Raw genomic sequence first — 26,591 nt, forward strand, 5'->3', positions numbered from 1 at the left:
CCTCGATGTCGTGCGGACCGGCTGTCCCTGGCGGCAGTTGACGAAGTTGGCACTGCCCTCCTGTGGCGTTGATGGTGTCAGGGGCCTGTGTTTGTGGATGACGCTGAGATGGTGGTGGTCACGATGAGGCGTGTGGTCGTCTCGGCCCGGCGGGAAGAACACTGCACGCCGGCAGGTCGGGTGAGGATGCTGGACTGTTTTGGCGAACGTCAGGCGATCATTGACGTCGTGGCGGCAGCCTGCTGCGTCAAGGCCGGCGATCAGGTCCTTGCGGAGAACGGTGGAGGGGTAGGACTCGGAGTCGGGCGGGACTTGCGGCGGCAGCTTCGTCGTTGAGCCCGGCGAAAGCCTGATCCAGATTTCGTTCACGAGGCGCTGAGTGGTGACCAGCTCCAGACCGTCCCAGGCATAGGGGTAGCCGTCGATGTCCGGTCCCTTCATCCGATGGCAGGGTGCGGGCGCCCTGGGCCGAGGAGGGCTTCGGCCTCGGTCAGCGGCATGCCGCAGTGCAGGGGGCCGATCCGGCCGCTCTCAGCGAAGTCGACGAGCAGGTTCATCAAGGTCACGACGCTGGCTGTGGCATCTCCCGGCGGGGCCCACACCTGGATAATGCTCGCGGAGCGCAGTCGACAACCCAGTGCTCTCTACGACGCCGACGGCTACCCCTTCGGGGAAGGCCGTCACGACGGCCTTCGCCGTGCGACCGCCTCACGGCGGAAATGGCTGTGGACCTGGGCTGACGGCGGCGACGTCGGGGATGAAGTCCTGTGACTGCTCTTACGAGCAGGAGTGATGTCGCACCCACGCGCAGCTCATGCTGAAACGGTCAGTTAGGGCGCCCCGTGCGCGCCGACCGTGGCCCTGGTTGCCCTCTCTACCGGCGGGGCGTTTTGTGGGTTCTCGGCGGTGTGGGCCGGCTTGGCGTGGCGTGGTTTCGACTGCACCGACGTCGGCTCGGCTCGGACGCGGCAGGGTCTCGGTCAAGTCGTGTGATCGGAGGGCGCCTTGGGCGAGGCTGGGCGCGAGTTGGCGGATTGCCTGAAGCGGGTGGAGAGGGAATTCTGTAGGAGCATCCGGTGACGCGTGCGTCTGGGGTAGAGGGGGACGGGAATTGAACGCGGAGAAGCAGCGCGTTGGGTGGTCCAGGAAAGTGTGGCGTGTTTGGGGAGTCGCTGCGGGGCAGGGTCGTCTGGTATGTGGTCTTCTGGCCGGACGGTGAGCCGTACAGCGATGAGCGAGCTGTTCTCCTGCGTTGCACCCGGTTTCGGTGGCAGGCCTCGCGCTGGGTCCGGGAATCCGGCGCAGGGCTGCGCACACCGGTCGTGGTCACGCCGCACGACCTGGCCCCGCAGTACGCGTCGCGGCGACCTCTCTACCCGTACCCTGACCGGCCCCTTGCCATCGACGACCAGGTCGAAGGCTCTCTGTCGAAATACCCGGACGGCCGAGGAATCTGAAGGCGTCCCGCCACACCAGCGGGCTGGGCGGTGTTCGGTCCAGGGGCGGGGGTGCGGTGGGTCGGCGAGCCGGGCAGCATGGCGGGGTGGCCGACCTGCCGTGGGACGACGCGAGGTGCTTCTTCGACCCGGATTTGCTCATCCGCAGTTGCTGATGAGTTTCCCGCCGAGCAGGTCGAGGACGAGGGGCCGCGCGAGCTCTTGGATCGCATCCGAGACGGCCAAGCCGTGCTGGGCGGCCTTTCCCCGGGTTCGCGGAAGTGAGTCGCCCCGTTCACCCGAGGGGTGCTCTTTCATGAGCCACGACGACAACGCGGCCTCGGTGGTGTCCGTCGCCTCTGTCATCCTGGCGGCCCCTGCCCTGGCGGCCGCGTCCTCGTCCGCCAGCGCGGTCTCGCCGGGTTTCGGTGTGGCGCAGGCTCTGGGATGAGGAGGCGGTGCGGCGCTTGAGTGAAGATCCGACGGGACCTCGGTCAGTCGATGCCTTGGGAGCGGAAGCCGTTGGGAGAGCTGGAATGAAGTACGCGATGCTGGTGGGACCGGACGCAGCGCCGGACGGCGCGGCCCGGCTCGAGGTGCCGGACGGCGCCACCCTGGACGACACCGCGGACGCGCTCGACCTGCTGCTCGCGACCCGGGCGACGCCGGACCGCGTGGTCCTCGTCGTGGGCGGCACGGTCGTCGGGGTCACCACTCGGGCCCACCTGAGCACCGTGCGCGCGCTCGGAATCGTGCGGGGCGCGGGCGAGGAGGACCGTGGCCGCCAGCCGGTCGAATCCACCCAGTACATGCTGCTGACCTTCCGCTGCCCGTACTGCGAGCGGACGGCCTGGACCGCCTTCTACGACGAGCGGTACCGGCCGACGTGTGAGACGGACGGCCACGGGCCGATGGAACTGCGGTGAGCCGCCGATGAGCCAGGCCGGCCTTGCCGCCGTCGCCACGGCGCCCGCGGGCCTCGCCTCGGGCAGCTCGGGACGGTTCTTCCTCGTCTCCTACCTCCCCACCTACGCAGGAGCGTTGAGCATCCTGTGGCTGGTCTGGGCGGGCGCACCAGGCGGCGCCCTCTCCATGCGCCGCGCATGGCGCACCGCTGCCGGACTCGGAGTCGGCGAGATCGTGCTCATCGCCGCCGGCATTACGGTCGTCGCCGTCGTCTTCCAGCCCCTGCAACTGGCCATGGTGCGGCTGCTCCAGGGTGGCTGGTCCGACGCCCTCGGCGCGGGGCTGTGCCGCGCCTGGCAGCGCCGCCGCAAGGCCCGGCTCGAACGCCGTACGGTCCTGCCCCCGGCCACGGGCGACGCGACGCCGGCGGAGGTGACGGCAGCCGCCGTGCAGCGGGCCGGTGCGGCCGCCGCGCGACTGCGCCGCCGGTACCCGCTGCCCGACCACCTCCTGCGGCCCACCGCCCTGGGCAACGTCCTGACCGCCACCTTCGACACCGCCGGCCGCGACCACGGCTGGGACGCGGCGGTGGCCTGGTCCCGGCTCTACCTGGTCCTCGGCGACCGGTCACGCGCCCTCGTCGACGACTCCCGCGACTCCCTCGACGGTGCCGTGCGGCTCGCCGTCACCGGGGGAGCCACCGCGCTCATCGCCGCCGTACTGCTGTGCTCCAGCGGGTGGTGGCTCGCCCTCGCCCTGATCCCGCTGGCCGTCGCCCGCCTCGCCTACCACGGAGCCGTCGAAGCGGCCGTCGCCTACGGAGACGCCGTACACACCGCGTTCGACCTGCACCGCTTCGACCTGCTGCGGGCTTTGCACCTTCCGCTGCCGACTGGCCTCGACGAGGAGCGCACCCGGGCCTCGGCCCTGTGCGCGTCCTGGCGACAGGGGCTGCCGCCCCCGGACACGTACGAGCACCCCGAAATACCGCCCGCCGTCTGACCCGTTGAGGCACCGGCCCGCGCCAAAGCGCCCTACCGTGGCCCCATGTCAGCGATGGGGGAGCGCCGCCGCAACGACCGCGTCCAGGCTCTGCACGAGCGCGGACTGCGGGAACTCGACGACTACCTCCGTTCCCGGGACCCCGCCGCCCTCGAACGGGCCCGGCTCGTGTTCCACACGACCGTGGCCTCCCTCGGCCCGCACACCCCCGACCGGCACGTCCATTTCCGCAACCTCGCCTACACCGAGGAACTGACGTACGAGGAGAGCGGCGCCCCCGGCCCGCTGCAGGACGCCGTCACCTTTTACCGCCAGGCCCTCGCCGAGGCTCCCGTCGACCACCCCTACCGGCCCGCCTACGCCTACGGGCTCGGACGCGCCCTGCGCCGGCTGTACGGAGCGACCGGCGACCCCGCTCCCCTCGACGAGTCCGTCGAGTGGCAGAGGCGGGCACTGTCCGGCGGACCGGGGGCCCGGCTGGAGGCCGCCGCCCAGCTGGCCGGTCTCGCCGAGACGCTCTTCGACCGCAACCTCCTGACCGGCGACCGGGGGGACCTGGAGGAGTGCGTGGCGCTGTACCGCCAGGCCGTACGGCTCACGCCCGAGGTCGAACAGGAGGACCTCGCGATCCGGCTGGTCAACTTCGGCTCCGCGCTCGGCGCGCTCCACCAGGCGACCCGGGACCCCAGCCACCGCGACGAGTCCATCGACGCCCACTCCCGGGCCCTCGCCCTGCTGCCCGCCGACCGACCGCAGCAGCGGCAGGCCCTTCTCGACGCCCTCGCGCAGGCAGTACAGGGCCGCTACGACACCACCGGCCGGCTGGAGGACCTCGACACGGTGATCGCCCTGCGCCTGCGCGCCGTCGCGAACACCGACCCCGGCACCACCGACCACGGCGAGGCCGCCCTGCATGCCGCCGACGCGCTCCTGGACCGGGCCGAAAGGACCGGCCGGCCCCACTTCGCCGACCAGGCGATCGCCGTACTCCGGCGCGCCGTCGCCGGCCGACCCGCCGACAGCGCCGAACGCGCCGTGTTGACCGGCGTACTCGGATCGGCGTACGGCACCCGGTACGACCTGACCGGGGAGGCCGCCTCCCTGGACCAGGCCGTCGCCCTGCTCCGAGCGGCCGTGGACACGCCCGGTATCGGGCACCACAACGGCTGCGGCCTGCGCACCAAACTCTCCGCCGTCCTGCGGACCCGGCACTTGGCGCGCGGAGACCTCGCCGACCTCGAAGAGGCGATTGCCGTGCACCGCGACGCACTGGCCACCGGGGCCGACCTGGACGCGGCACACCGGGCCCTCCACCAGGCGAGCCTCGCCGCGGGCCTGAACCAGCGCTTCGGCGTCCACGGCGACATCACGGATCTCGACCGGTGCGCCGAACTGTGCCGCCAGGCCCTGCTGGTACTGGCCGAGGGGGACACGAACCGTCCGGTCGTCCTCATGCTGCTCGGCGACAGCCACCTCGCCCGGTTCTTCCACACCGCCCGTCCGGAGTCGCTGGGCCCGGCGTTCGGAGCCTTCCGGCAGGTCCTCGACGCCGCCGACCCCAGGCTGCGGGCGGCCGCGATGGGCAACCTCGCCCGCGCCCTCCTCGCCCGCTTCGACCACGCCGGCGGCACACCAGCCGACCTGGACGAGGCGATCGGCCTGCAACGCCACGCCATGAGCCTGCTCCCCACCCAGCGGGACGTGAGCGGATACAACCTCGCCCAGTCCCTGCGCAGCCGCTACGAGATCACCCACGACCTCGCCGACCTCGAGGAGGCCGTCGCCCTCCTCCGTACCGTCATACGGGACCGCCCCCGCGACGATCCCGGCCGGAGCGCGCCGGGCACGGCCCTCGCCGAGGGCCTGTACAGCCTGCACCTGCGGACCGGGGATCGCGACCTGCTCACCGAGGCCCTCACCGTCGCCCGCGACATCACCACGGTCACCTCCGCCCCGGTGCGCGAACGGCTCGCCGCCCACGTCACCTGGGGCCAGGTGTCAGGCGTACTGGAGGACTGGGAGACTGCGTGGCACGCCCTGCGCACGGCCACGTCGCTGCTGCCCGAGCTGGCGACGCGCAGCCTCACCCGCAGCGACCAGCAGTACGCTCTGGCCCGCCTGCCGGGCATCGCGGCAGAGGCCGCCGCCTACGCCCTCCAGGCCGGACGGCCCCAGGAAGCTCTGGAAGTCCTCGAACACGGCAGGGGAGTGCTCCTCGGCCGGCTGCTGCGCACCCGCGACCTCGACCTCGACCGGCTGCGCCGACAAGCACCCGCCCTGGCCGACGAGTTCCTGCGGCTGCGCGAGGAGGAGACCGGCGGGCCGGCCGGCCCCTCCGTACCGACGGCCACCACCGAACAGGCCGTCGAACGGCGTCGTAGCCACGCCGCTGCATGGCAGCGCCTGCTGGGCCGGATCCGGGCACTGCCGGGGTTCGACGGCTTCCTGCGCCCGCCCCCGGCCGAGGAGATCCTCCGCCAGGCGGGCGACGGACCCGTCGTGCTCCTCAACATCAGCATCCGGTGCGACGCCGTCATCGTGGCCGATGGCACGATCGACGTCCTGCCGCTGAAGGTGCGCTCCGGCACCGTGGCCGAGCAGGTAGCCGTCTTCCTCGACGCCACCCGCGCCGCCTCCCGGCCCGGAGCCTCCCTGGAGGAAATCTGGTCCGCGCAGGAGACCCTCTCCGGCGTACTGGAATGGCTGTGGGACACCGTCACCGGACCTGTGCTCCAGCGTCTCGGCCGCACCGAACCGCCCGCCCCCGGGGAGTCGCCCCGGCGGGTCTGGTGGTGTCCGCAGGGCACGCTGGGCTTCCTGCCGCTGCACGCCGCCGGCTACCACGGCGCCCGGGCCGATCGGGACCGGCCGCGCTGCGCACTCGACCTCGCCGTCTCCTCCTACACCCCGACCATCGGCGCCCTGCACCACGCGCGCCGACGTCCCGGACCCGCCCCGTCAGAGGCGCGGCCGCCCCTGGTCGTGGCCATCCGCGACACGCCGGGGGCAGCGCCCTTGCCGAACGCCCCGCACGAAGCGGAAGTGGTGCGGACGCTGCTGCCCGGAACCACCCGGGCACCCCTGCTGGCCGACGCCGAGGCCACCCGCGACCGGGTCCGGGAGGCCCTGCGCTCCAGCCCGTACGTCCATCTCGTCTGCCACACCGTTACCGACCTGCACGACCCCTCCGCCTCGCGCATCCTCACCCACGACCACCTCGAAAGGGCGCTGACCGTCGCCGACATCTCCGCCCTGCGGCCGTCGGGAGCCGACCTGGCGTACCTCTCCAGCTGCTCCACCTCCGGGACCCGCCCCGAGCTCGCGGACGAGGCGATCCACATCACCAGCGCCTTCCAACTCGCCGGATACCGCCATGTCGTGGGCACGCTGTGGCCCGTGACGGACGAGATCGCCCCGTGCATCGCCCAATCCTTCTACAGCCGGCTCCCGCACGGCGCCGCGCACGCGCTGCACGCGGCCGTCCGCGAGGCGCACACGGAGCATCCGCTGCTCCCGTCGCTGTGGGCAGCGCACATCCACATCGGTCCGTGACGCCCGCCCGCGCTGGCCTCGTCTCCTAGCCGCGAGCGGCACGGACCATGCGCAGGTTCTCCCGGGCCTTCGCCGTGCGAGGGTCGGCCGCGCCGTAGAGCCGTTCGTAGCCGGCGACGACGAGGCGGCACTCCTCCTCGGCCTGGGCGTGCCGGCCTGTGTTGAAGAAGGTGGCGGCCAGGCTGGTGCGGTACTTCAGGACGTCCGGATGGTCGGGGCCGTGCAACCGTTCCATGCCCACGACGGCCGCCCGCAGCTCCGCCGCGGCCTCCGCGACCTTGCCGAGCGCCTGGAGCATGGCGCCCAGGGTGGCGTGTGCGGAGAGCGTGTCCGGGTGGTCGCCCCCCTTGATCTCCACCGACTGCCGCACCGCGTCGCGCATCGACCGCGCGGCCTGGGCGACATGCCCCAGGTGGTACTGGACGGCGGCGTGGTTGATCCGGGCCGTCAGGGACAGCTCCGACTTCCGGCCCAGCAGCCGCTCGGCGTCGCGCAGCACCGAGAGGTAGAGCGCCCCGGCCTCCTCCAGCGCGCCCCGGGCTCGCAACACCCCGGCCAGGGTGTTCCGGCTGCCGAGCGTGTCCTTGTGCTCAGGCCCCAGCACCCGCGTCCGGCGTTGGAGCGCAGTGCGCGCCAGTCGCTCCGCCTCCTCGTGCCGCCCCAGGGCGAGCACCACGAGGGCCAGATCCCCGAGGGCGGTGAGCGTGTCCGGGTGGTCCGGGCCCAATGTCGCCTCGCGCTGGGCGAAGACGGAACGGCGCAGCCGCTCCGCGTCCTCCGGCCGTCCACGCTCCCGTAACAGGGAGGCGAGAGCGGTCTCCGCCGCGAGGGTGTCCGGGTGGGCGGGTCCCAGGTCCGCCCTGCGCTCCGCCACGACCCAGCGCAGGACCTCCTCCGCCTCGTCGAACTCTCCTTCCTGGCGGAGGTGCTTGGCCAGCTCGAACGAGAGCCGTACGACCTCCGGATGGTGCGGGCCGTGTTCGGTCGCGAGATGCCCCAGCTTCATGCGCGTCATCCCGGACGGCGTCAGGGAGAGCTTCAAATTCACCACGGGGACGCCGTCCTCGCCCTCGTGATGGGTGATCCGGTACGAGCCCAGGCCCTCCAGCTCACCCTCGTCGGCCGTCCCGTCCGGTGCCGGTGACGGCCCGGGCACGGGGGCCGAGGAGGGCTGACTCCGTGCGGCCGGGCTCTCCGTCACCGAGCGCGTGCCCCGCCCGCGCCGACGGAACGGCCACCTGCCCCGACCCGCCCTGTCCGTCTCGGTCATCCCCACTCCTTCGTCGACCGAGGGAGTCGTTCCCCGTCCACCGACGGTCCACCCCCGCACGTCCGCCCTCATCACCGCACGTCCAGCCGGAGGATCCTGTCGTCACCGGGACCGGGCGCCCCCCCCGTGTATCGGTCTCGCTGGTCGTCAGCAGGAGCCCGCCGTCGCCCACCGCCACCACCGTGCGTAGCCAGCCGTACTCCTTTCCGAGTCCATCGGCGACATCGACGCCATCACCTGCGCGGCCCGGTTCTACGCCGCCATCGCCGAGGGCCAGTCCGTCCGATTGGCTCATCTGATCAGCCAGGCCGCCGTCGAAATGAACGGGGTGCCCGGCCATGACCTGCCGACCCTCGCCTGTGCGCCAGCCGTGCACCGGGCCGCTGCAAAGCTGGTGATACCGCCACAGGCGTGAACACCTCTGCGTATGCGCCCAGCCCGCGCGATCACGTGAGTGAGCCTCGGACCGGTGCGGTCCGAGGAGATCCTCGACGAGACGGTCGACTGCGCGATGACGACCGAGGTGCTGGCGTTGAACGGCGTGCGGAGCCTGCGCGACCCGAGCACAGCGGCGGAGCGCTGCCTCCGGGCCGTCCGGCACTTCGCCCTGGCGGTCGCTCTCGCCTCCGCCGACCTCGACGACACCACCGACGCCGCGCCCACGCGCTGACGGACAGGCCCTCCGGGCCAGCCCGGGCCCGGAGGGTGTTGCCGCGGACCCCGGCGGCGATGCTCTGCCCATGACCGTCTCCTGCCGCGGCCGCGATCGCTGCGGCCCCGAGCGCGACACCCCCCGCATCCGCCTTCAGGAGCACCATGTCTGAGATCACCACCCGGTCCGAACCGGGTACCGTCGCGCTCTCGCTGATCCGGAAGACGGCACTCGATGACCCGCTCGACACGCTTCCGGAGAAGACAGGCAGCCGCTAGCGAACTCGTCGACGCCGAAGGCGTCTCGTACACCGCTGCCCGCCGGCGCCCGGCCAACCGCGCCGCGAATTTACCTGGCTAGCCCGAGCCGCACGGCGGCCGCCGCATAGCTGGCTGTCCGGTGAGCTAACTGGGTCACCTTGCCCACACGGGGCGGATGTCTCCATGGGCAGCTGACCCGGGCTTTTGCGGCAGGGTGAAAGGGCGTTGGCCGTCACGCCGATGCTAGGCAGGCTGTACCTGCTCGTGAGCGAAGAGAGCTCGGCGTCCGTGGAACGCCGAGGCGATCAAAGAGACCGGGCGATTCGGCAGTTATCGCCCTCTAATCGACGGGAGGCGTCCATATGCGCGGCGCGATACGAACCGCAGTAGGCGTGGCAACCGCCGGCCTGCTGGTCCTGGCGATGGCCAACCCGGCATCCGCCGTCACAATGGAAAACGACACCGCAGTACGTGACACATCGGACGCCGGAGACGGCTGCATCACCATGGGCAACCTCTCGGCTACGGCCTGCTTCAAGCCGTATGGCGACGTCGTATTCGCCGTAGACATGCTGCCCGACGGATACTCGGTCTACGCCCTGTGGCAGAACGAGCTTCGTAACAGCGTCGGGACATGGGGGCTCTACCGCAACGGAAAGTGCAGCTGGTCGGGGAGCGCCCCCAGCAAGGGGTCCTGCAACAAGGACATGTACGAACACAGCAGCTCAAATGCATGGGGCGGCAAGGGGAGTCGGGTGCGCGTCAAGGCATGCACCAACGATCTCGGAGACGACACGTGCAGCGGCTGGAGCAGTTGGATCTACAACCAGTGAGATCTTTGCACCCTCACCGTATAAATGGCCCGCCTTGTGCAGCGCCCAGGGCAACCAAGCTCGTGAGCTGACGACGCAGTTGATGCCTCAGGCCGTGGCCCGAAGGCCCGGCACCGGGGAGCATCGGTACAGCGGTTGACGCTCAGTTTGGCATTGACGTCCGGAGCCGAACATGACTCGAACTTGATCGGGGTTCTCGCAGTTCAACAGACGTGACAGCGGCCTTCGTCCGATCCTGCGCTCCGTCACAGAGGCGGAGGAATCAGCGCGGAGGCCGTGGTCGTGCGTGTGGGGCATCAGGGCGTCCTTCGGGATACGTTCGCGGGAATGTCGCGCTTCCGGATGGAGCTGTACGCGAGTCTGACCGCGCGGAGCGACGCGTTGTTGGGCACGGACGGGCCGGTGCGGACGCTGGTCGACCTGGCGCTCGCGCCGGAGCACCGTCGCGGGCACGGGGCCCTCTACGGCGGCCTCACCACGGGCGGATGAACGTCGCCCGGCTGCGTCGCGCGCTGGCGGGGTGCTGCTGCCGATAGCAGCCGGCGGCCGGATCGTGCTGGCCGCGGGCGTCTTGCCCGGGCTGCGGCCGGACGCCAACACCTGCGCTGACCGGTCCTTCTGCCACACCTTCGGCAGCGAGTTCATCTTCGGCGATCCCTCGACGTGGGGCGCCGAGCAAGCCGTGACGGTCACCGATACCCGCAGGTACGGGAAGGTGACCGCGCAGGCGTGGGTCGGCTGCATCCGTGGAGAAGCTGCCGAGTGGCGGGGTGAACAAGCCGGTCCGGCTGTGGTGGTCGGGGACCGGTGCCCACGGCGGACGGTGTGAACAGCTGCTGGCAGTCTTTCCTCCGCCGCTTCGCTTTGGAGCACACGTTCCGCCTGTTCAAGTAAACGCTCGGCTGGACGAGACCCCGGCTGCGCAACTCAGAGGCGGCCGACCGGTGGACGTGGCTGGTGATCGCTGCCTCTGTCCAACTCCAGGCTCGCGCCACCGGCGAGGCATATACGCGGCCGGCTCACCGCAAGAAAGGCACCAAGCCTCGACGCACAGAATGACCTGCGGCCCGAAGCCCAGTCTCGCTGTCAGACACGCTCCGTTTGCGGCCGCCCATGAGCATGAGCGGAGGCACCTGCATGTCACACCGGCGGAACTGCACCGGGCCCTCAGGGACCCCGAATGGGCCCTGGATCTCGCCGAGGAAATTCAGGATGCGCAGGAGGAGAGCGAGCCAGCGCCGGAAGAAGCCCGGCACTTCACCACGCACTAACTGGCCCTAACAAAGCCTTCGGACATGACGATGGGTGATCAGGCAGACGGCAAGTCCGAGGAAGGTTCGTGGATGTCGTCGCGTCGTTCCCAGCGGATCCGCAGGCGGCGGAAGCCGTGCAGCCAGGAGATCGTTCGCTCGACGACCCAGCGGAACGTGCCCAGGCCGGTGCCGTGCGGCTGTCCCCGCTGGGCCATCGCGGGCCGGATCCCGCGCTGTCGCAGGAGCCGTTGGTATTTGTCGTGGTCGTAGCCGCGGACGGCGAAGAGCATGTCGGGCCGTCTGCGGGGCCGGCCGACGACTCTCGCCACCGCCGTGATCTTGTCCAGCAGGGGCAGGAGTTGGGTGACGTCGCCCACGGTTTCCGCCGGTCAGCGACACCGCGGGCGGGATGCCCTGGCCGTCGGTGATGATGTGCTGCTTGCTGCTCGGTCGTGCGCGGTCGACCGGACTGGGACCGCTTTTGGGCCCCGGCGTGCGGCCCGGACGTGGGAGGAGTTGATCACCGCCCGCGACCAGTCCGCTGATTCTTCAATCGCAGCTTGTTCAGCAGTAGCTGGTGGAGCTGGTCGCAGACGCCGGCCTCGTTCCAGGCCGCCAGGCGGCGCCAGCAGGTCATGCCCGAGCCGAAGCCGAGCTCCTGGGGCAGGTACTCCCACTGGATGCCGGTGTGCAGGACGAACAAGATCCCGCACAAGGCCTGACGGTCGAGTACTCGAGGCCGCCCTTCCACCTGCTTCGGCGGCGGCTCGGGCAGCAACGGCTCGATCTGCGACCACAGTTCGTCCGACACGATCCATGGCCGCGACTGACGCTTCCTCATGACCACATCAACGAACGATCAAGCCGACAGCACATGATCAACCCGCTTTTGTTAGAGTCAGTTAGGGGCGTTGGTGTGCTGGGCCACGATTCATTGCGGTCATCGCCTCCTGGTCGTCAACGGCGAATTGGTCAGGACGGCAGCATCGAACCTGGACGCCGATGACATGCACGTCTTTGCCCTGCGAGGCGCGCCCTGCGGGACCGGACCGCCCCCTGCCGCCGCAGAGCCGCGAGACTGAAGTCCCTGCCCCACTACGCAGTCATCGAGGTCGAGCGAGCCCTGAACGGCGACGGAGTGGCGGCACTGGGCGGAGGCAAACTGAAGGTCGGACGTCGTGCACAACGGAGTACTGGTCAAGACCCTCGCCTCTCCGATCCTCGCCGACCAGCGGACAAAACTGCGTGGCGCCCGGGCTCCTCAGGACGAGCTGCCGCCTACCGCACCCGGACCGATCAAGGTGGAGCGCAAGGTTCCAGCGGACGGCGTCGTTATGGTCACCCGCCAGCGACTACGCATCGGTCGCACCTATGCGGGCAAGATCGTGACGATCCACGTCGAAGACACTCATTTCCGCGTCACTCTCGACGGTGCCGAGCTCGCCGTCCACCCCCGCCGCGAGCAGCGGCCTGTCATCCGCTTCAAGGCAAAGATCTAAGCTCCAAGAATTGGACCAGCTGAGTCCTGCCGCCATGAGGCCGCCGGGAGGGCCGGGATTGCCCCTATCGCGGTTCGAACAGATGCCGACCACTGCCCGGCCGTCCAGGAACTCCTGCAACTGTTAGACAGGTCCGGAGACAGTCAACCAGCTCATGAGCCTGAAATGTCCACCAACTCCTGAGACCTCACACGACACTCGTTGGCTCGCAGCACAACGGCGCACTCATGGAGCGAGTCCAGCAGGAGCGGCTTTTCACCATCGGGTCGCGTCAATTCGGCGGAGCGACCGATGCAGCCATGAGGTTGAGAACACTGGCCGATGCAGTCATGCACTGATCGTCGGTCCTCCTGGTACACGCCTCACGATCCTGACCAGTTGTCTCTGCAGCCGGACGGCCACTACACGCCCAGTCTGGGTCGCTGCCAGATCAGGGGCGCCAACGCCTTGAGAGGCCTTAGACGTCATTTCACTTGGTCAGTCGGCGGTGACATATAAGGGTCGCGGCGATGGCTGTGAAGGCAAGGAAGTGTTCCGGCTTGCGCTCGTAGCGGCGGTGCAGGCGGCGGCAGCCGGACAGCCAGGACACTGTTCGCTCCACCACCCAGCGGTGCCGGCCCAGCCGCTGGGACGACTCGATGCCCTTGCGGGCAAGGCGGTGCCTGATGCCGCGGGAAGCGAGCCATCGCCGCAGGTGGCGGTAGTCGTATCCCTTGTCGCCGTACAGCTTGCCGGGCCGCCGACGTCGCGGGCCGCGACGCGAGCGGATGGGTGGGATGCCGCGGACCAGCGGGACGAGGGCCTGGCTGTCGTGAAGGTTGGCGGCGGAGATGCCGATCGACAGGGGCAGGCCCTGGCGGTCGACGATGAGTTGGATTTTCGATCCGTTCTTGCCGCGGTCGGTCGGATTCGGTCCCGTCAGTTGCCCCCTTTGAGAGCCCGGACGCCGACGGAGTCGATCGCGCACCGCGACCAGTCCAGCTCGCCCCGGGCTCCGAGTTCGTCGAGGACCAGGCGGTGGAGTTAGGCCCCCACTCTGGCCTCGGTCCACTCGGTGAACCGGCGGAAGGCCGTCACGCCTGACAGTCCGAAGCCCGGTGGCAGTTGGTTCCAGGTGCAGCCTGAGGTGCCACGAAGATGATGGCAGCCAGCACTTCGCGGTCTCCTCGTCGACGGTGTCCTCCACCCTGTGGGCGGCCCGGCGCCGGCGGCACCACCCGCTGGAACAACGTCCACAGGTTTTCCGGCGCCATCCGCTCGACAAGCGCAGCAGTCATCACCCCAGACTGCCGCAAGATCACGCCAACTGAAATGGTGTCTTAGATGCATCGCACAAGCCTCATCGCGGCTGCCTCACATGCGAGCGGAGCAGCATCCGCACTATAAATCTGTGCAACTAGATCCACGGACTTCGGCAAGAAGGCACTTGTCAACTGACAGGCGATGTTGGCCTCCTCACAATGGCGGTCTTTCACTCGGGAATAAGACAGAAGGGATGCCCCTCGGGGTCAAGCGCGACGATCCACGGCCCAAAGGGAGACCCTTCATCAGCTCCTGGCTGATGCTTGGGCACTTCACCGCCGAGCCGTGTCACGAGGGCGAGAGCCGCCTCCGTGTCGTCAACCAGCACGTCAAAGTGGAATCGCTTGGGCGCATCCAAGCCGTCAGGCCACGAAGGCGGACGGTACCCATCAACATGCGTGAAGAAGACGGTGGAGTGGCCATCACTGATTATGGCGTGACTCTGCTGCGAGGCCAGGATTGTCCATCCCAAGAGTTCACTGTAGAACGCAGCCATGGACTCGGGATTAGAGGTATCCACGGTCACCGCACTGAGCTTCTGGGCCATGAGGCCTACTTCCTTCACGCTAGACAACTAGTCTGTTCGCTGCTGCCGTCGTTGCGACGGCAAGCATGCACGATCACATGCGATTCCATTTCAACCGGCGGTGATACATGGGTGCATCCGGGATTCCCCCTAGTGACGTCCCGTTGAGTCCCCGGAGCATGGCCGCTCTGCCGTTGGCAGGTGCTGGTAGGCGTGCACGCAGCGATTCGCCGGGGTCGGTCACAGGAGCTTGTCGCCTCACAGCCGCGGGTTGATTCGCAAGTCGTAGGCTTCGCGGGCGTCCAGAACGTCGTCGATGTGCTCTTCGGCCCAGGCCCGCAGCGCCGTGAGGGGGCCTTTTACTGGCCCTAACAAAGTCTTTGGACGTGGCGATGGGTGATCAGGCAGACGGCGAGTCCGAGGAATGCCTCGTGGATGTCGTCGCGCCGTTCCCAGCGGATGCGCAGGCGGCGGAAGCCGTGCAGCCAAGAGATCGTCCGCTCGACGACCCAGCGGAAAGTTCCCAGGCCGGTGCCGTGGGGCTGGCCGCGTTCGGCGATCACTGGGCGGATGCCCCGTTCACGAAGGAGCCGTCGGTACTTGTCGTGGTCGTAGCCGCGGTCGGCGAAGAGCATGTCGGGCCGTCGGCGGGGCCGGCCGACGACTCCGGCCACGGCCGGGATCTTGTCGAGCAGGGGCAGCAGTTGAGTGACGTCGTTGCGGTTGCCGCCGGTCAGCGACACCGCGAGCGGGATGCCCTGGCCGTCGGTGATGATGTGGTGCTTGCTGCCCGGTCGTGCGCGGTCGACCGGACTGGGTCCGCTTTTGGGCCCCTGCGTGCGGCCCTGACGTGGGAGGAGTCGATCACCGCCCGCGACCAGTCCAGCTGGTTCTTCGACCGCAGCTTGTTCAGCAGCAGCTGGTGCAGCTGGTCCCAGACGCCGGCTTCGTTCCACGCAGCCAGGCGGCGCCAGCACGTCATGCCCGAGCCGAAGCCCAACTCCTGGGGCAGGTACTCCCACTGGATGCCGGTGTACAGCACGAACAGAATCCCGCACAAGGCCTGCCGGTCGGGCACTCGCGGCCGTCCCTCGACCTGCTTGGGCGGTGGTGCGGGCAGCAACGGCTCGATCAGCGACCACAGTTCGTCCGACACGATCCACGGCCGCGACTGACGCTTCCCCATGCCTCACCAACGAGCGATCAACCCGACAGTCACATGATCAAACCGCTTTTGTTAGAGCCAGTAAGGCCGAAGCTTGGCCCTCCATGGCGTCCACCAGGTCGGCGCGCCGCGAGCGGGCGCTGCAAGCGCGGTGCCCGCCGTCGGGGTATGTGGTGAGAAGGCTCAGGCCGCGAGCGATCTTTGCATAGTCTAAAGGTGGGAGGGTGTGCGTGCAGACGCACAGTGCGGCCTTCCGAACGAGCACCGCAACGTCGTTGGAGAGTGTCATGCCCGATCGCAATCAGTCATCGGATTGGACGGTGCTGTCCTGCATGCCGGTTGTAGTGATGGCGGTGGTGGCGGTGATGGACGTCGTGGCGGGGCCGGGGGTGGGCTTCCTGCCACTGGTCTCGCTCGGGCCGGCGTTCGCCGGACTGGCCGGCGGGTGGCGTCGTACGGCGGTGATCGGGCTTGCGGCGCTGGTGCTGTGCGTGGGACTCGGGCTCTACGACGGGCTGTTCGAGGAGCGCCGCGGATACACCGCGATGGCCTCGGTGGCGGGCGTCACCGGCGTGGGCATCGCCGCCGCGGTGACGCGTTCACGGCGGGAGAGGGAGCTGGCCGGCGTGCGGTCGATCGCGGAGGTGGCCCAGCGGGTGCTGCTGCGGCCGGTGCCGCTGACCGCGGGCCCGCTGCAGGCGGCTGTGTCGTACACCTCGGCCGTTGCGGAGGCGCGTATCGGCGGCGACCTGTACGAGGTCGTGGCCTCGCCGCACGGCATCCGGGTCATCGTGGGCGATGTGCAGGGCAAAGGCCTGGCCGCGGTGGAGACCGCGGCCGTTGTTCTCGGTGCCTTTCGGGAGGCCGCGCACGACGAGCCGGACCTCGTCGGGCTCGGAGAGCGGCTGGAGCGCAGTGTGGCCCGGGAGCTGGAGGGCGAGAAGTTCGTCACCGTGATCCTCGCCGAGATCGGCTCGCGGCACGAGGCGGTCTTCCTCAACCACGGCCATCCGGCCCCGATGGTCGTACGCCGGGACGGAACTGTCGACTTCCCGCAGCCGCCCGCCTACGCCCTTCCGCTCGGGCTCGGCGCACACGGGGCGGAGGGCCCGAGTCCCTACCGGGTGGACTTCGCACCGGGCGATCAGCTCCTGCTCTACACCGACGGCGTCACCGAGGCCCGGGACGCGGACGGCCGCTTCTATCCGCTCGGTGAACGGGGTCACCTGCTGAAGGATCCGGACGCACACCGTTCCCTGGAGGCCCTGCGCGCGGACCTGGCCAGGCATGCCGGCGGGCCGCCCCACGACGACGCCGCGATGCTGCTGCTCAGGTACCACGGTCATGGGGAGGGAAAATCGTCCCGGCCGAGTGAGGGAGAGGGGGTCACGTCACGATAGAAAGGAGCCATGCCGGAGCGTGAGACCCCCATAGGGGCATTGGACGATGTGGACGCGGTGACCAGCGCGGTGCTGACCGCCTCCCGCCTGCTGGTCGCGGTCTCCGCCCGTTCCCTCGCCGCGGTCGAGGAACGGGTGACGCTGCCGCAGTTCCGGATGCTGGTGGTGCTGTCCACGCGCGGCGCCACCAAACTGGTCGCTCTGGCCGAGCTGCTCCAGGTGGCACCCTCCACCGCGATGCGGATGGTCGACCGCCTCATCGCCGCGGGTCTCGCCGACCGCCAGGCCAACCCCGACAACCGCCGCGAGACCCTGCTCCGGCTCACCGATGAGGGGCGACGCACGGTCGAGGAAGTCACCGGCCGCCGCCGCGCCGAGATCGCCGGGATCGTCGAACGGCTCACGCCGACGCGCAGGCTGGCCCTCATCGAGGCCCTGACCGCCTTCAACGAGGCCGGCGGAGAGCCTCCGGCGCCGGCACGGGGCGGTGTGGAGCCGCATCCGCTGGGCTGGGTCGTGGATCTGCCGGTGACCCGCGACGCCTGAGCCGCCCGCCTGAGCCGCCTGGCCATGGGCGGCCACCGCTCCCATTTTGCATAATGCAAGGAAGAGGCGCGGGTGCGTAAGGGGACCTACCGGAAGGCTTGTTTTGGAGGGGACGCTGATGCGGCGGAGGCGAGGGTCCCCGCCCCGACCCCGGCCCGTTCCCCGCCTTGCCGCACATATGCGCGACACGGTGTGGGGGCCTGCCGAATTCCAGGGGCTGCCGCCGTGGTGGCTGGTGGCCGAGGGGCTCGTGGCCGGCGGGCTGACCGTGGCGGCGGTCACCGGGTCCGCGCTGGCCGGTGCCTGGTACGGCATCCCCGGCCTGGCCGACGGTGAGGGCGGCCTGCTCTGCGCCGCCGCGATCGTCCTCTACCTCGGTGTGATGCGGGCCGGCCGGGCACTGGTCGGCATCGTGGCCGTCCTCGGCGTCTGCCTCGCGCTGCAGGCACCCCCGGCCGCCGCGGGCGCGGTGCTGGCCGCGCGCGGGCGGCTGGAGTCCGTGGTGGTGACCTCCGTCGACGGCGCGCCGGCGGCCGGGCCCGGCCGGGGCCGTTACCTCTGCTCGGTCGCCGACCGGGACGGCTTACCGCTGGAGGTCCGTATCTGGCGCGGCTGCGGCAAGGACACCCGGCCCGGCGACGCGCTGGCGGTCGTGTACGACACAGGCGGGACGGTGCCGCCGCGCGGCGTCGCGGCGGGCGGGCTCTCCTCCGGGCCGCTGCGCAATCTAGGCGGCTGGGCGGCGGCGTTCGTCGCGGCCTGCGTGGTCGCCGTCGTGCGTTCCTTCCGCCTCGACCACGACATGAAGTGACTCATCCGACCGCCGGTGCCGGGGACGTCGTGTTCACATCGAGGTCGGGGCGTGGGGTGAGCGCCAGGACCGGGGCACCGGGCTGGGGCGGGGGAGGGGTGAGCTGGTCCTGGGGCAGCTTGGGCGGGGTGGTCTGCTGGAAGTTGACCTGGTCGTGGTTGACCAGGCCGGTCTTCTCCAGGACGGTGATGTGGTCCAGCACGGTGTCGTTGGCGAGGTCCGCCAGTCGGCGCACGAGGGTGTTCTGGGTGCTGGCCCGTATCTTCGCGATGGCCGGGAAGATCTGACCGTGGGTCACGCGCATGATGTTGACCGCGGTGGAGTCGAACTCCGTTCCGCTCTTGGAGGCCACGGTCGCCACGAACTGCTGCTGTTGCGGACTGGCCTGGTTGGGCAGCGTGATGCCGAGTTCCGGAGCGATCTGACGGCACATCTTGTCGAGGCCTGCGTGTCCGACGATGAGGTGTTCGCCGGCCTCCTTCATCTCCTTCGTCGTGCCGCGCCGCATGGTCAACTCCCCGAGGGGGTACTCCCACAGACCTGCCGCGCGGACCTTGACCACGAAGTCGCGGTCCGCCTCGGTGAGCGGCCCGTAGCGGGTGTTGGCGATGATCCGGGAGGTGTCGGTCGCCGTGTGCTCCACGCCGAGCATGGCCGGGTAGGCGAGCGCGGCGAGGGTGAGCACCATGGCCCCGCAGACGATGGCGGTGCCGAGCGTGTTCCGGGAGATGGGCATGGGGGCTCCTGACGAGTGCGGTTGTGCCAGGAGGTACGGACGAGCGTGCCGAAGGCGTCATTGCACTCAGAAAATTTTGCATTCGGTGTGCCAGACGAGAGGCGCCATAGGGATACATGCCTCAAACTATCTCGATTCAGAGTGATGTGAGTCACTCGTGCTCCCGGCAACGCTTGCACAGTGCAAAGCCCTGCGTAGAGTGAGCCGTTCGTGGGACCGGTGTGTCTCATGTGACTGCTTCTCCGAGAGCACCGATTCGGCCTGCATGGCCTTCTCTGGGGTGGGATTCGATTGAGTCGTCGTACTCGACGTGGTCGTTCTGTGTCGCACGCGTACAGGCCGTTGAGCCTGAAGCGGCGGGCGTGGCTGACGCTCGGCGCGGTCGTCCTGGGCGGAGGAGGTGTCGCGACCTACGCCGCGGCGAGCCCTTCCGCCGAACAGGCGGACGCGGGGCAGGACAGGAGGCCGGTGGAGGTCTATGACCTCGCGCTGAATGCAACTGCCGCCGGAGAGCGGGAACTTCCCCGTACCGACACCAAGCAGTTCTCCCTCGTCGGAGTTTCCTGGACCGGCGCCGCCCGGCCGCTGGAAGGCACCGCGCAGGTGCGCACACACAGCCTGGAGACCGGCGCGTGGACCGGCTGGCACGACCTGGAGCTGGACGCCGCCCCGCCGGAGAAGCCCGAGTCGGGCATGCGGGGAGCGTCCCACCCTCTGTGGGTCGGCCCGTCGGACGGCGTGGAGGTCCAGGTCGTCCACGAGGACGGCACCACGGCCGCACTACCCAAGGGACTTGAGGTCAACCTGGTCGACCCGGGTGTGGTGACCGAAGCGGAGACGAAGATGGACGCTCCGGCCCCGGCAGCGTTCGTCGCCGAGGAAACCCCGTCCTCGGCGCCCACCGCTCAGCCGTCCACCGTCCCCCAGCCGCCCGTCACCTCACGAGCCGACTGGGGCGCGGACGAGTCGATGAGCCCGGATCCGTCGGAGTACAACGCCGACGTGAAGGCGGTGTTCGTCCACCACACCGACGGCGCCAACGACTACGACTGCGCCGAATCGGCGTCGATCGTCCGGGGCATCTACGCGTACCACACGCAGGTCAACAAGTGGAACGACCTCGGCTACAACTTCCTGGTCGACAAGTGCGGCACGATCTTCGAGGGCCGCAAGGGCGGCATCGACCTGCCGGTGCTCGGCGCCCACACCTACGGCTGGAACCGCGAATCCGCCGGCATCGCCGTGCTCGGTGAGTACGGCACCACCAGCGCCGCCGACGCCGCGCTCGCCGCGATCTCCCGCCTGGCGGCCTGGAAGCTCGGCCAGTACGGAGCCGACCCGGCCGGGACCGTGCAGCTCACCGCCGGTGCGAACCAGACCAACTACTTCGGTACCGACTACGTCGCGGGCACGAAGTACACCTTCAACCGTGTCTCCGCCCACCGCGACGGCTACAACACCCAGTGCCCGGGCGACTCCCTCTACTCCCAGCTCCCGAAGATCCGCACCTGGGCGGCCGGCCCCGTGGAAGGCCTGAAGATCGCCTCGCTCGGTGACGCCACGGCGAAGGGCACGACGTACTACACCAAGGGCACGCCCCTCGTACGCTGGGCGGCCACCACGCCGGGTTCGCTCATCAAGAACTTCCAGGTCCTCGTCGACGGCCAGGTCGTCGCCACCACCTCGGGCGCCGGCTCCGCCAAGCGCATCACCCTCGCCCTGGGCAGCCACACCGTCGCCGTCCGCGCGACGCACCAGTCGGACAGGACCACGACCACGGCCCCGCTGACCGTCGTCGCCGAGACCACCGCGCCGACGTTCACCAGCGCGCCGACGCTCACGCTGCGCACCGGCACGGTCAACACCACCGCCGTCCCGGTCACCCTGAGCTGGAAGGCGACCGACGACCAGGCACTGCGCTACGTGAAGCTCCTGTCGCCGGCGACCGCCACCTTCAGCTCCGCCGCCTACCTCTCCAACCGCACCGCCCCGTCGGGCACTTCGGCCACGTGGTCGATGCGGGCGTACGACTACGCCGGCAACTACCGCAACGCCTCCGGCACGTACACCCCGGGGATCCTCCAGGAGAGCTCAGCGGTGAAGTCCGGCAGCTGGAGCACGCGTTCGTCCAGCAGCTACCTCGGCGGCAAGTCCTACTCCAGCGGATCGAGGGGCGCGAGCCTGACCTGGACGTTCACCGGCCGGTCCGCGTCCTGGGTGGTGTCCCGGGCATCCAGCTCCGGTCAGGCGTACGTCTACGTCGACGGCGTCCGGGTCTCCACGGTCGACCTGAAGTCGTCCACGACCCGGTACCGGCAGGCCATCTGGACGAAGACCTGGCCGACCAGCGCCAAGCACACCGTCAAGATCGTGGTCGTCGGCACCAGCGGCCGGCCCACCATCACGACCGACGGGCTCGTCTACATCAAGTAGGCATCCACACCGCAGATCAGTGACGGCTGCGGCACATGTGCGGACCGACCGTCTGCCATGTTGCCGCAGCCGTCGGCTGTTTTCCTGCGCGTGTTGTCCTCGCTGGGCGACCTCCTCGTTCAGCCGTGGCTCATTCAGCCCACTGGAGCGGCATGGCTGGGGCGGATGTTGTGGTTGAGGCGGAAGAGGTTGATCGGGTCGTAGGTGTTCTTGAGCGCCACGAGGCGGGCGTACTTGTCCTCGCTGTAGGCGTCGCGGACACGGTCGGCCTCCGGTGTGAAGTTGAGGTAGGAGGCTCCGGTGCCGAAGGGGCGCATTGCGGCGGCGAAGGCGCGGGCGGCCATGATCATCGGGCTGTCGTCCTGTGGGGTCGCCCACACGCAGATCGGGTGGAAGAGGTAGCGGGCGTCGCGGTGAGAGAACGCGGTCGCCCCGTCGGGCACCGCAGCGACCGCCTGCCCCACACGGAAGATGATCATCTCGCTCAGCGGTGCGCCGCGCACCGTCAGGTCGACGCCGTGCGCGAGGAAGGTGTCGATCGCCTCGTCGCTGAGCTCGCGCATGTACTCGCCACGCCAGTAGCTGCGCAGGCCCGGGGGCGCGAGCGGGTCCAGGGCCGACTGGAAGGCCGTGTACGGCATCGGCCCGATGCCGTCCATGGCGGGGCGGAGATCCTTCAGCGGCTGCACCACGTCGGCGCCCGTGCCGGTGTCACCGACGTACATCGCGGCCATGCCCAGGACCGGCTTGCCGCGCAGCTCCTCGGGAACGAACGGCTCAGGAGGTGCGATGAGCAGGACACAGGCAGACGAGAGCTCGTCGGGTGCGGCGTCGACCCGGTCCCGCCAGCCGCGCAGCACCTCGGAGGCGCGCTCGACCGGGAACATCGCCAGCCCCGCGAGGACGGTCGGGCCCAGCGGGTGCAGCCGGAACTCGAACTCGGTGACGATGCCGAAGTTCCCTCCGCCGCCACGGATGCCCCAAAACAGTTCGGGGTGCCGGTCCCTGTCGGCGCGCACGACCCTGCCGTCGGACAGCACGACCTCGGCAGAGACGACGTTGTCGCAGGCGAGCCCGTACTTGCAGGACGTCCATCCGTAGCCACCGCCGGTGGTGAAACCGCCGATGCCGGTGGTGGTGACGCGTCCGCCGGGCGTATGGAGACCGTGTGCCTGGGTGGCGCCGTCGAGCTCGCCCCACAGAACGCCTCCGCCGGCTCGAGCGGTCCGCCGCTCCGGGTCGACCGAGATCGTCTTCAGGCCGCTGAGGTCGATCAGCATCCCGTCGTCGCAGGTACTCAGCCCGGCGACGCTGTGGCCGCCGCAGCGGACCGCCACGACGAGGTCGTGGTCCCGGGCGAAGTCGACGGCCGCCGCCACGTCCGCGGTGTGCGCCGGGCGGGCGATGACCGCCGGGCGCTTGTCGACCATGGCGTTGAAGACTTGGCGCGCCTGGTCATATCCGGGCTCGCCCGGCCGCAGCACCTGTCCACGGAACCCGGGGCGCAGTGCGGTTGCCGGATTGGTGGTCATGGCTCCTCCTCACTCCCTGTCCGGCTCTCTTCCCAGGCCACCACCGTGGCCCGCGAAGCGTTCCGCGAGCGTTCCCCGGACCCGCTGTGCGAAGGCGCATGCCCGTTGGCGCCGCGCCACCGCCAGGGCCCGACCGAGTTCCGCCCGTACCTGGTGCGGGGGAGCGCCCTGTGTGGCCAGAAAGGTCGCGCGCAGGCGTCTGATCTCGGCCTCCCACAGCTCCGCGCCTCGGCCCATGCCAAGGGCCTCGTCAGCGAGCGCGAGACCGGCCGCCGGCTCGCCCGCCACCGCGTAGTCCTCCAGCAGCAGGCGTGTGGTCACGCCCGGCACGCCCGGTGCGGGTGCCAGACCGGGTCTCATGACGTGCTCCCGTACGGCCCGCACCCGTGCCAGTCCGGCGGCCGTGCGGCCGTCGACGACATCGAGGTGGCCCGCGAACGCCTCTGCCATCAGCGTGATCTGTGCGGGAGCGTCGTCCCGCGGGCCGGCGGCGAGCGTCCGCACACACCGGCGTATCCGTTCGGTGTCGCCGCGGTCCAGGGCGAGGATGGCGGACCACACCGAGACGGTCGCCCGGCTGTAGGGATGCGCGGACTCGCCGGCGGCGTGGAGGGCGTGCTGGACGAGGTCCTGCTGGTGGTCGGCGTCGTCGGGACGGCCCAGGAGCCAGAGCGTGTGGGCCAGCCGCAGCCGGACGAGGAGTTCGGGGTCCTGTCCGTAGCGCAGCACATGGGCGTGGCGCAGAGCGGGCCGGAAGCGTCGCATGGCGGCCTCGAAACGGGCGCGGGCCGCCGTCAGGTCTCCCGGCCAGTAGGCGGCGATTCCCAGGATGTAATCGCTCTCCACCGCTAGGACCGGGTCGTCGTCCCGTTCGGAGCGGGCCTCCAGCTGTGTACCGAAGGCGCGCGCCGACTCCCACTCGCCGCGGGTGAGGGCGGCCAGCGCGAGGGACCACACGAGCGGTGGCTCGGGTTCGGTGCCGAGCAGGCCCGCCAGGCGCAGGGCGCGTGTGTGAACCGTCGCCATCCGCTGGGACCCGTAGCCCTCGCAGGCCACGAGGGGTGCGGGCAGCGCCGTGAGCAGGCGCAGTCGGAGCCGGGCGGTGTCCGGCCCGGGCGGCAGGCAGTCGGACAGCGTCAGGGCGCGCTCGAGCGATCGGACGGCGTCGGTGTGGGCGTGCAGCCACTGGGCGTTCTCCGCCGCCCGCGCATACCAGCGGACCGCTTCGACGGTGGCGCCGGCGCTGTCGTAGTGGCGCGCGAGCTGCGCCGGGGCGGGGTCTGCCCTTCGTTCGAGGGCCCGGGCGATCGCCAGGTGGGCCTGGCGCCGGCGGGGTGGGCTGAGCGAGGCGTACGCGGCGTCTCGGATCCTGCCGTGGCTGAAGTCGTAGGCGTTGGGTCCGTGCGCGCGGATGATCCCGCGGTGCCAGAGCTCGTCCAGGGCGCTCACGAACACCTCCTCAGCGAGCCCGCTCGCCGGCGCCAGAACGTCGGCGGTGAAGGCGCGGCCGATCGCCGCGGCGACGCCCGCGAGGGCGGCGGCCGGCCTCGACAGTCGTGCCAGGCGCGCTGCGATCACCGCCTGCACCTGCGATGCGGCCGCGGGCGCGTCGCCTTTGAGTGCCTCGACGACGAACAGCGGGTTGCCCTCGCTGTCGTCGTGGAGGCGCTCAAGCCGGCTCTCGTCCAGCCGCGCGCCGGTGATGCGTTCGGCGAGCAGCGCGGTGTGCGCCCGGTCGAGCCGGTCGAGCTCGATGCCGGTGAAGCGTCCCGTCGCCTGCAGGACGGTGATCAGACCGGTGAGCGGGTGGCCTCGGTCAACCTCGTCGGGCCGGGCGGTGGCCACGACGAGCAGCCGTGTGGACGGCGCCGCACGCATGAGGTGGTGGATGACACGCAGTGACTGCGCATCCGCCCACTGGGCGTCGTCGACGGTCAGCAGCAAAGGTGTGCCTACGGCGAGCAGTGCCTGGCTGATCGTGTCGCACAGCCGTCGTCGCAGTTCCGCCTCGGGCAGTGGCACGGGCGGTGGCACACGGGAGGCAAGCTCGGGCAGCAGCCGCGCGAGTTCCGTCATGTGCGACCGGTCCAGTCGGGACATTCGCCTGGCGACCGGCGGGGAGCGCAGCCACGTGATCGCCACCCCGTACGGCACCTGGTCCTCTGCGGGATAGGCGCGTGCCGCTACTGTCACCGGGCCTGCCCGCGCGCGCATCTCCTCGACCAGCCGCGTCTTGCCGATGCCCGCCTCCCCGTTGATGAGCACCATCTGGGCTCGTCCGGACGCCGCGGCACTCCACACGGCGGTCAACCGGGCCAGCTCGGCGTCGCGCCCGACGAACGGCGACCTGCCGGAGGCCCTGGTGCGGGTGGGGGACGGCGTCCTCGGGGCGGTTGCCGGGTCGGCCGGTGTGGGGGCGACGAGCGACTGGTAGAGGGCGCGGGTCCGAGGCGACGGCTCGATCCCGAGTTCGCGGTCCAGCACCGTCGCGCAGGCGTGGTAGGCGCGGACGGCCCTGGCCCGATCCCCCGCCTCCCGGCACAGCGACATCAGTAGCCGGTGACTCTCCTCGCGCAGCGGATCATGCCCCACCAGCCGCTCGGCACAGCGGATGGCCTCAGGCCAGCGCCTGTCACGCCGGTACGTACGGGCAAGCACGTCGAGTGCTTCCAGGTACAGCGATGAGAGCCGCTCCCGTGCGCCTGCCAGCCACTCGTCGTAGTGGCCCTCCAGCAGGTCGCCGGCGTACGTCTCGACCGCCTCCTCGAACCTGCCCGCGGCCAGCGCCTGCTCGAAGTGCTCCACATCCAGCCACAGGGACCCGCCCGGCCGCCATTGGAGGCTGCGCGGCCCGATGTCGATCAGTCGGTCCGCAGCGGGCAGCGTACGACGCACTGTGTAGAGCACTTTGCGTAGATTCGTGTGCGCCTGGTGCTCGGTCGAACCGGGCCACAACAGGAAGGCGAGGTGCTGACGGGGCTGTGGTGCATCGCGGTGCAGCAGCAGGTAGGCGAGCAGCGATTCGGCGCGAGCGGAGTCCAGCGGGCCCAGTCGCTGTTGTCCGAGGCGCAGGTCCATGCCGCCCAGCAGACGCACGCGCAGGCCTTCACCGTCCATCAGCGGGCTCCTGGGCGTCGGCCCCGGTGCCCGGTGCCGTCCTCTGGCGCGCGGGCCTCTCCAGTACCCCCGCCCGTCTCGGCGTCCATAACTCCAAGGTGCGGCTTCTGGCGGGCTCCCGCGAGCCGTCGAGGACCCGCCATCTCCCTGTGAGGTGACTCCGTGGTCCACCGGGCGGACCGTGCCCACCGGCACCGACAGGCTCGCCGAACGGAGGAACAGGCGCGGGAAGCCACCGGTGCGGGACGCACCCGGCGCCATGACAGAGCCTGCCGCGAAGCGCTCAGTCAGCGGCGCGGCAGCTTGTCCAGATGCGGCTGCCGTTCGACGGCCAGGTGGGGAGCCGTCGCCCTCGCCCAG

18 protein-coding genes and 3 pseudogenes are annotated in these 26,591 nt (G+C 70.2%); 12 read left to right on the forward strand and 9 right to left on the reverse strand.

Features of this window, described 5'->3' with window-relative positions; genetic code table 11:
* Window positions 1-437: 437 nt before the first annotated feature.
* Window positions 438-566: a hypothetical protein gene (locus RKD23_RS39130; protein WP_424858095.1), complete on the reverse strand. Its 129-nt coding sequence runs from the start codon at window positions 564-566 to the stop codon at window positions 438-440.
* Between the two features lie 1,186 nt (window positions 567-1,752).
* Between RKD23_RS39130 and RKD23_RS39135 the strand changes: the two genes are divergently transcribed.
* The 4 genes from RKD23_RS39135 (at window position 1,753) to RKD23_RS39150 (ending at window position 6,896) form a co-directional block, all read left to right on the forward strand.
* Window positions 1,753-1,887, forward strand: a complete 135-nt coding sequence (locus tag RKD23_RS39135) for a hypothetical protein (protein WP_424858096.1) — start codon at window positions 1,753-1,755, stop codon at window positions 1,885-1,887.
* Window positions 1,888-1,972: 85 nt separating this feature from the next.
* Window positions 1,973-2,362, forward strand: coding sequence for a hypothetical protein (locus RKD23_RS39140; protein WP_424858097.1), 390 nt, complete (start codon window positions 1,973-1,975; stop codon window positions 2,360-2,362).
* Window positions 2,363-2,369: 7 nt separating this feature from the next.
* The gene (locus tag RKD23_RS39145) at window positions 2,370-3,344 is read left to right on the forward strand and encodes a hypothetical protein (RefSeq protein ID WP_424858098.1); all 975 of its coding nucleotides are present in this window, start codon (window positions 2,370-2,372) and stop codon (window positions 3,342-3,344) included.
* A 45-nt stretch (window positions 3,345-3,389) separates the two neighbouring features.
* Window positions 3,390-6,896: a CHAT domain-containing protein gene (locus RKD23_RS39150; RefSeq protein ID WP_424858099.1), complete on the forward strand. Its 3,507-nt coding sequence runs from the start codon at window positions 3,390-3,392 to the stop codon at window positions 6,894-6,896.
* Window positions 6,897-6,921: 25 nt separating this feature from the next.
* Here the strand turns inward: RKD23_RS39150 and RKD23_RS39155 are convergent, their stop codons facing one another.
* The gene (locus RKD23_RS39155) at window positions 6,922-8,166 is read right to left on the reverse strand and encodes a tetratricopeptide repeat protein (protein WP_424858100.1); all 1,245 of its coding nucleotides are present in this window, start codon (window positions 8,164-8,166) and stop codon (window positions 6,922-6,924) included.
* Between the two features lie 454 nt (window positions 8,167-8,620).
* Between RKD23_RS39155 and RKD23_RS39160 the strand changes: the two genes are divergently transcribed.
* The 3 genes from RKD23_RS39160 to RKD23_RS39170 all read left to right on the forward strand — a co-directional run bounded on the left by RKD23_RS39160 (window position 8,621) and on the right by RKD23_RS39170 (window position 10,400).
* Complete coding sequence (locus RKD23_RS39160) at window positions 8,621-8,836, forward strand: hypothetical protein (RefSeq protein ID WP_424858101.1); 216 nt, start codon at window positions 8,621-8,623, stop codon at window positions 8,834-8,836.
* A gap of 634 nt (window positions 8,837-9,470) precedes the next feature.
* Window positions 9,471-9,911, forward strand: a complete 441-nt coding sequence (locus RKD23_RS39165) for a hypothetical protein (RefSeq protein ID WP_424858102.1) — start codon at window positions 9,471-9,473, stop codon at window positions 9,909-9,911.
* 327 nt (window positions 9,912-10,238) lie between these two features.
* Window positions 10,239-10,400: a hypothetical protein gene (locus RKD23_RS39170; RefSeq protein WP_424858103.1), complete on the forward strand. Its 162-nt coding sequence runs from the start codon at window positions 10,239-10,241 to the stop codon at window positions 10,398-10,400.
* Window positions 10,401-11,188: 788 nt separating this feature from the next.
* Here RKD23_RS39170 and RKD23_RS39175 read toward each other — a convergent pair.
* Window positions 11,189-12,005, reverse strand: a pseudogene (locus RKD23_RS39175) (IS5 family transposase).
* Between the two features lie 337 nt (window positions 12,006-12,342).
* On the opposite strand from RKD23_RS39175, the gene RKD23_RS39180 reads away from it, so the two are divergent.
* Window positions 12,343-12,663, forward strand: coding sequence for a Mu transposase domain-containing protein (locus RKD23_RS39180; RefSeq protein ID WP_424858104.1), 321 nt, complete (start codon window positions 12,343-12,345; stop codon window positions 12,661-12,663).
* Between the two features lie 469 nt (window positions 12,664-13,132).
* Here the strand turns inward: RKD23_RS39180 and RKD23_RS39185 are convergent.
* The 3 genes and pseudogenes from RKD23_RS39185 to RKD23_RS39195 all read right to left on the reverse strand — a co-directional run bounded on the left by RKD23_RS39185 (window position 13,133) and on the right by RKD23_RS39195 (window position 15,677).
* Window positions 13,133-13,940, reverse strand: a pseudogene (locus tag RKD23_RS39185) (IS5 family transposase).
* A 194-nt stretch (window positions 13,941-14,134) separates the two neighbouring features.
* Window positions 14,135-14,512, reverse strand: coding sequence for a VOC family protein (locus RKD23_RS39190; RefSeq protein ID WP_424858105.1), 378 nt, complete (start codon window positions 14,510-14,512; stop codon window positions 14,135-14,137).
* Window positions 14,513-14,859: 347 nt separating this feature from the next.
* Window positions 14,860-15,677, reverse strand: a pseudogene (locus RKD23_RS39195) (IS5 family transposase).
* 266 nt (window positions 15,678-15,943) lie between these two features.
* Between RKD23_RS39195 and RKD23_RS39200 the strand changes: the two are divergent.
* The 3 genes from RKD23_RS39200 (at window position 15,944) to RKD23_RS39210 (ending at window position 18,413) form a co-directional block, all read left to right on the forward strand.
* Window positions 15,944-17,056, forward strand: a complete 1,113-nt coding sequence (locus tag RKD23_RS39200; protein WP_424858106.1) for a PP2C family protein-serine/threonine phosphatase — start codon at window positions 15,944-15,946, stop codon at window positions 17,054-17,056.
* A gap of 9 nt (window positions 17,057-17,065) precedes the next feature.
* Entirely contained in the window at window positions 17,066-17,602 is a 537-nt protein-coding gene (locus tag RKD23_RS39205; RefSeq protein WP_424858107.1) for a MarR family winged helix-turn-helix transcriptional regulator, read from the forward strand.
* A 178-nt stretch (window positions 17,603-17,780) separates the two neighbouring features.
* Window positions 17,781-18,413 carry a hypothetical protein gene (locus RKD23_RS39210; protein WP_424858108.1) on the forward strand — a complete coding sequence of 211 codons (633 nt, stop codon included), beginning with the start codon at window positions 17,781-17,783 and terminating at the stop codon, window positions 18,411-18,413.
* 1 nt (window position 18,414) lies between these two features.
* Here RKD23_RS39210 and RKD23_RS39215 read toward each other — a convergent pair whose 3' ends face one another.
* On the reverse strand, window positions 18,415-19,149 hold the full coding sequence (locus RKD23_RS39215; RefSeq protein ID WP_424858109.1) for a DUF4142 domain-containing protein: 735 nt from the start codon (window positions 19,147-19,149) through the stop codon (window positions 18,415-18,417).
* A 348-nt stretch (window positions 19,150-19,497) separates the two neighbouring features.
* Between RKD23_RS39215 and RKD23_RS39220 the strand changes: the two genes are divergently transcribed.
* Window positions 19,498-21,582 (forward strand): peptidoglycan recognition protein family protein, encoded by a 2,085-nt coding sequence (locus tag RKD23_RS39220; RefSeq protein ID WP_424858441.1) that lies wholly within the window; start codon window positions 19,498-19,500, stop codon window positions 21,580-21,582.
* Window positions 21,583-21,716: 134 nt separating this feature from the next.
* Here the strand turns inward: RKD23_RS39220 and RKD23_RS39225 are convergent, their stop codons facing one another.
* Both RKD23_RS39225 and RKD23_RS39230 read right to left on the reverse strand, forming a co-directional pair.
* Window positions 21,717-23,114, reverse strand: a complete 1,398-nt coding sequence (locus RKD23_RS39225; RefSeq protein ID WP_424858110.1) for an FAD-binding oxidoreductase — start codon at window positions 23,112-23,114, stop codon at window positions 21,717-21,719.
* A gap of 9 nt (window positions 23,115-23,123) precedes the next feature.
* Window positions 23,124-26,231, reverse strand: a complete 3,108-nt coding sequence (locus RKD23_RS39230) for an ATP-binding protein (protein WP_424858111.1) — start codon at window positions 26,229-26,231, stop codon at window positions 23,124-23,126.
* Window positions 26,232-26,591 lie beyond the last annotated feature (360 nt).

The sequence above is a fragment of the Streptomyces sp. SAI-170 genome (genome assembly GCF_049739565.1).
GTDB lineage: Bacteria > Actinomycetota > Actinomycetes > Streptomycetales > Streptomycetaceae > Streptomyces.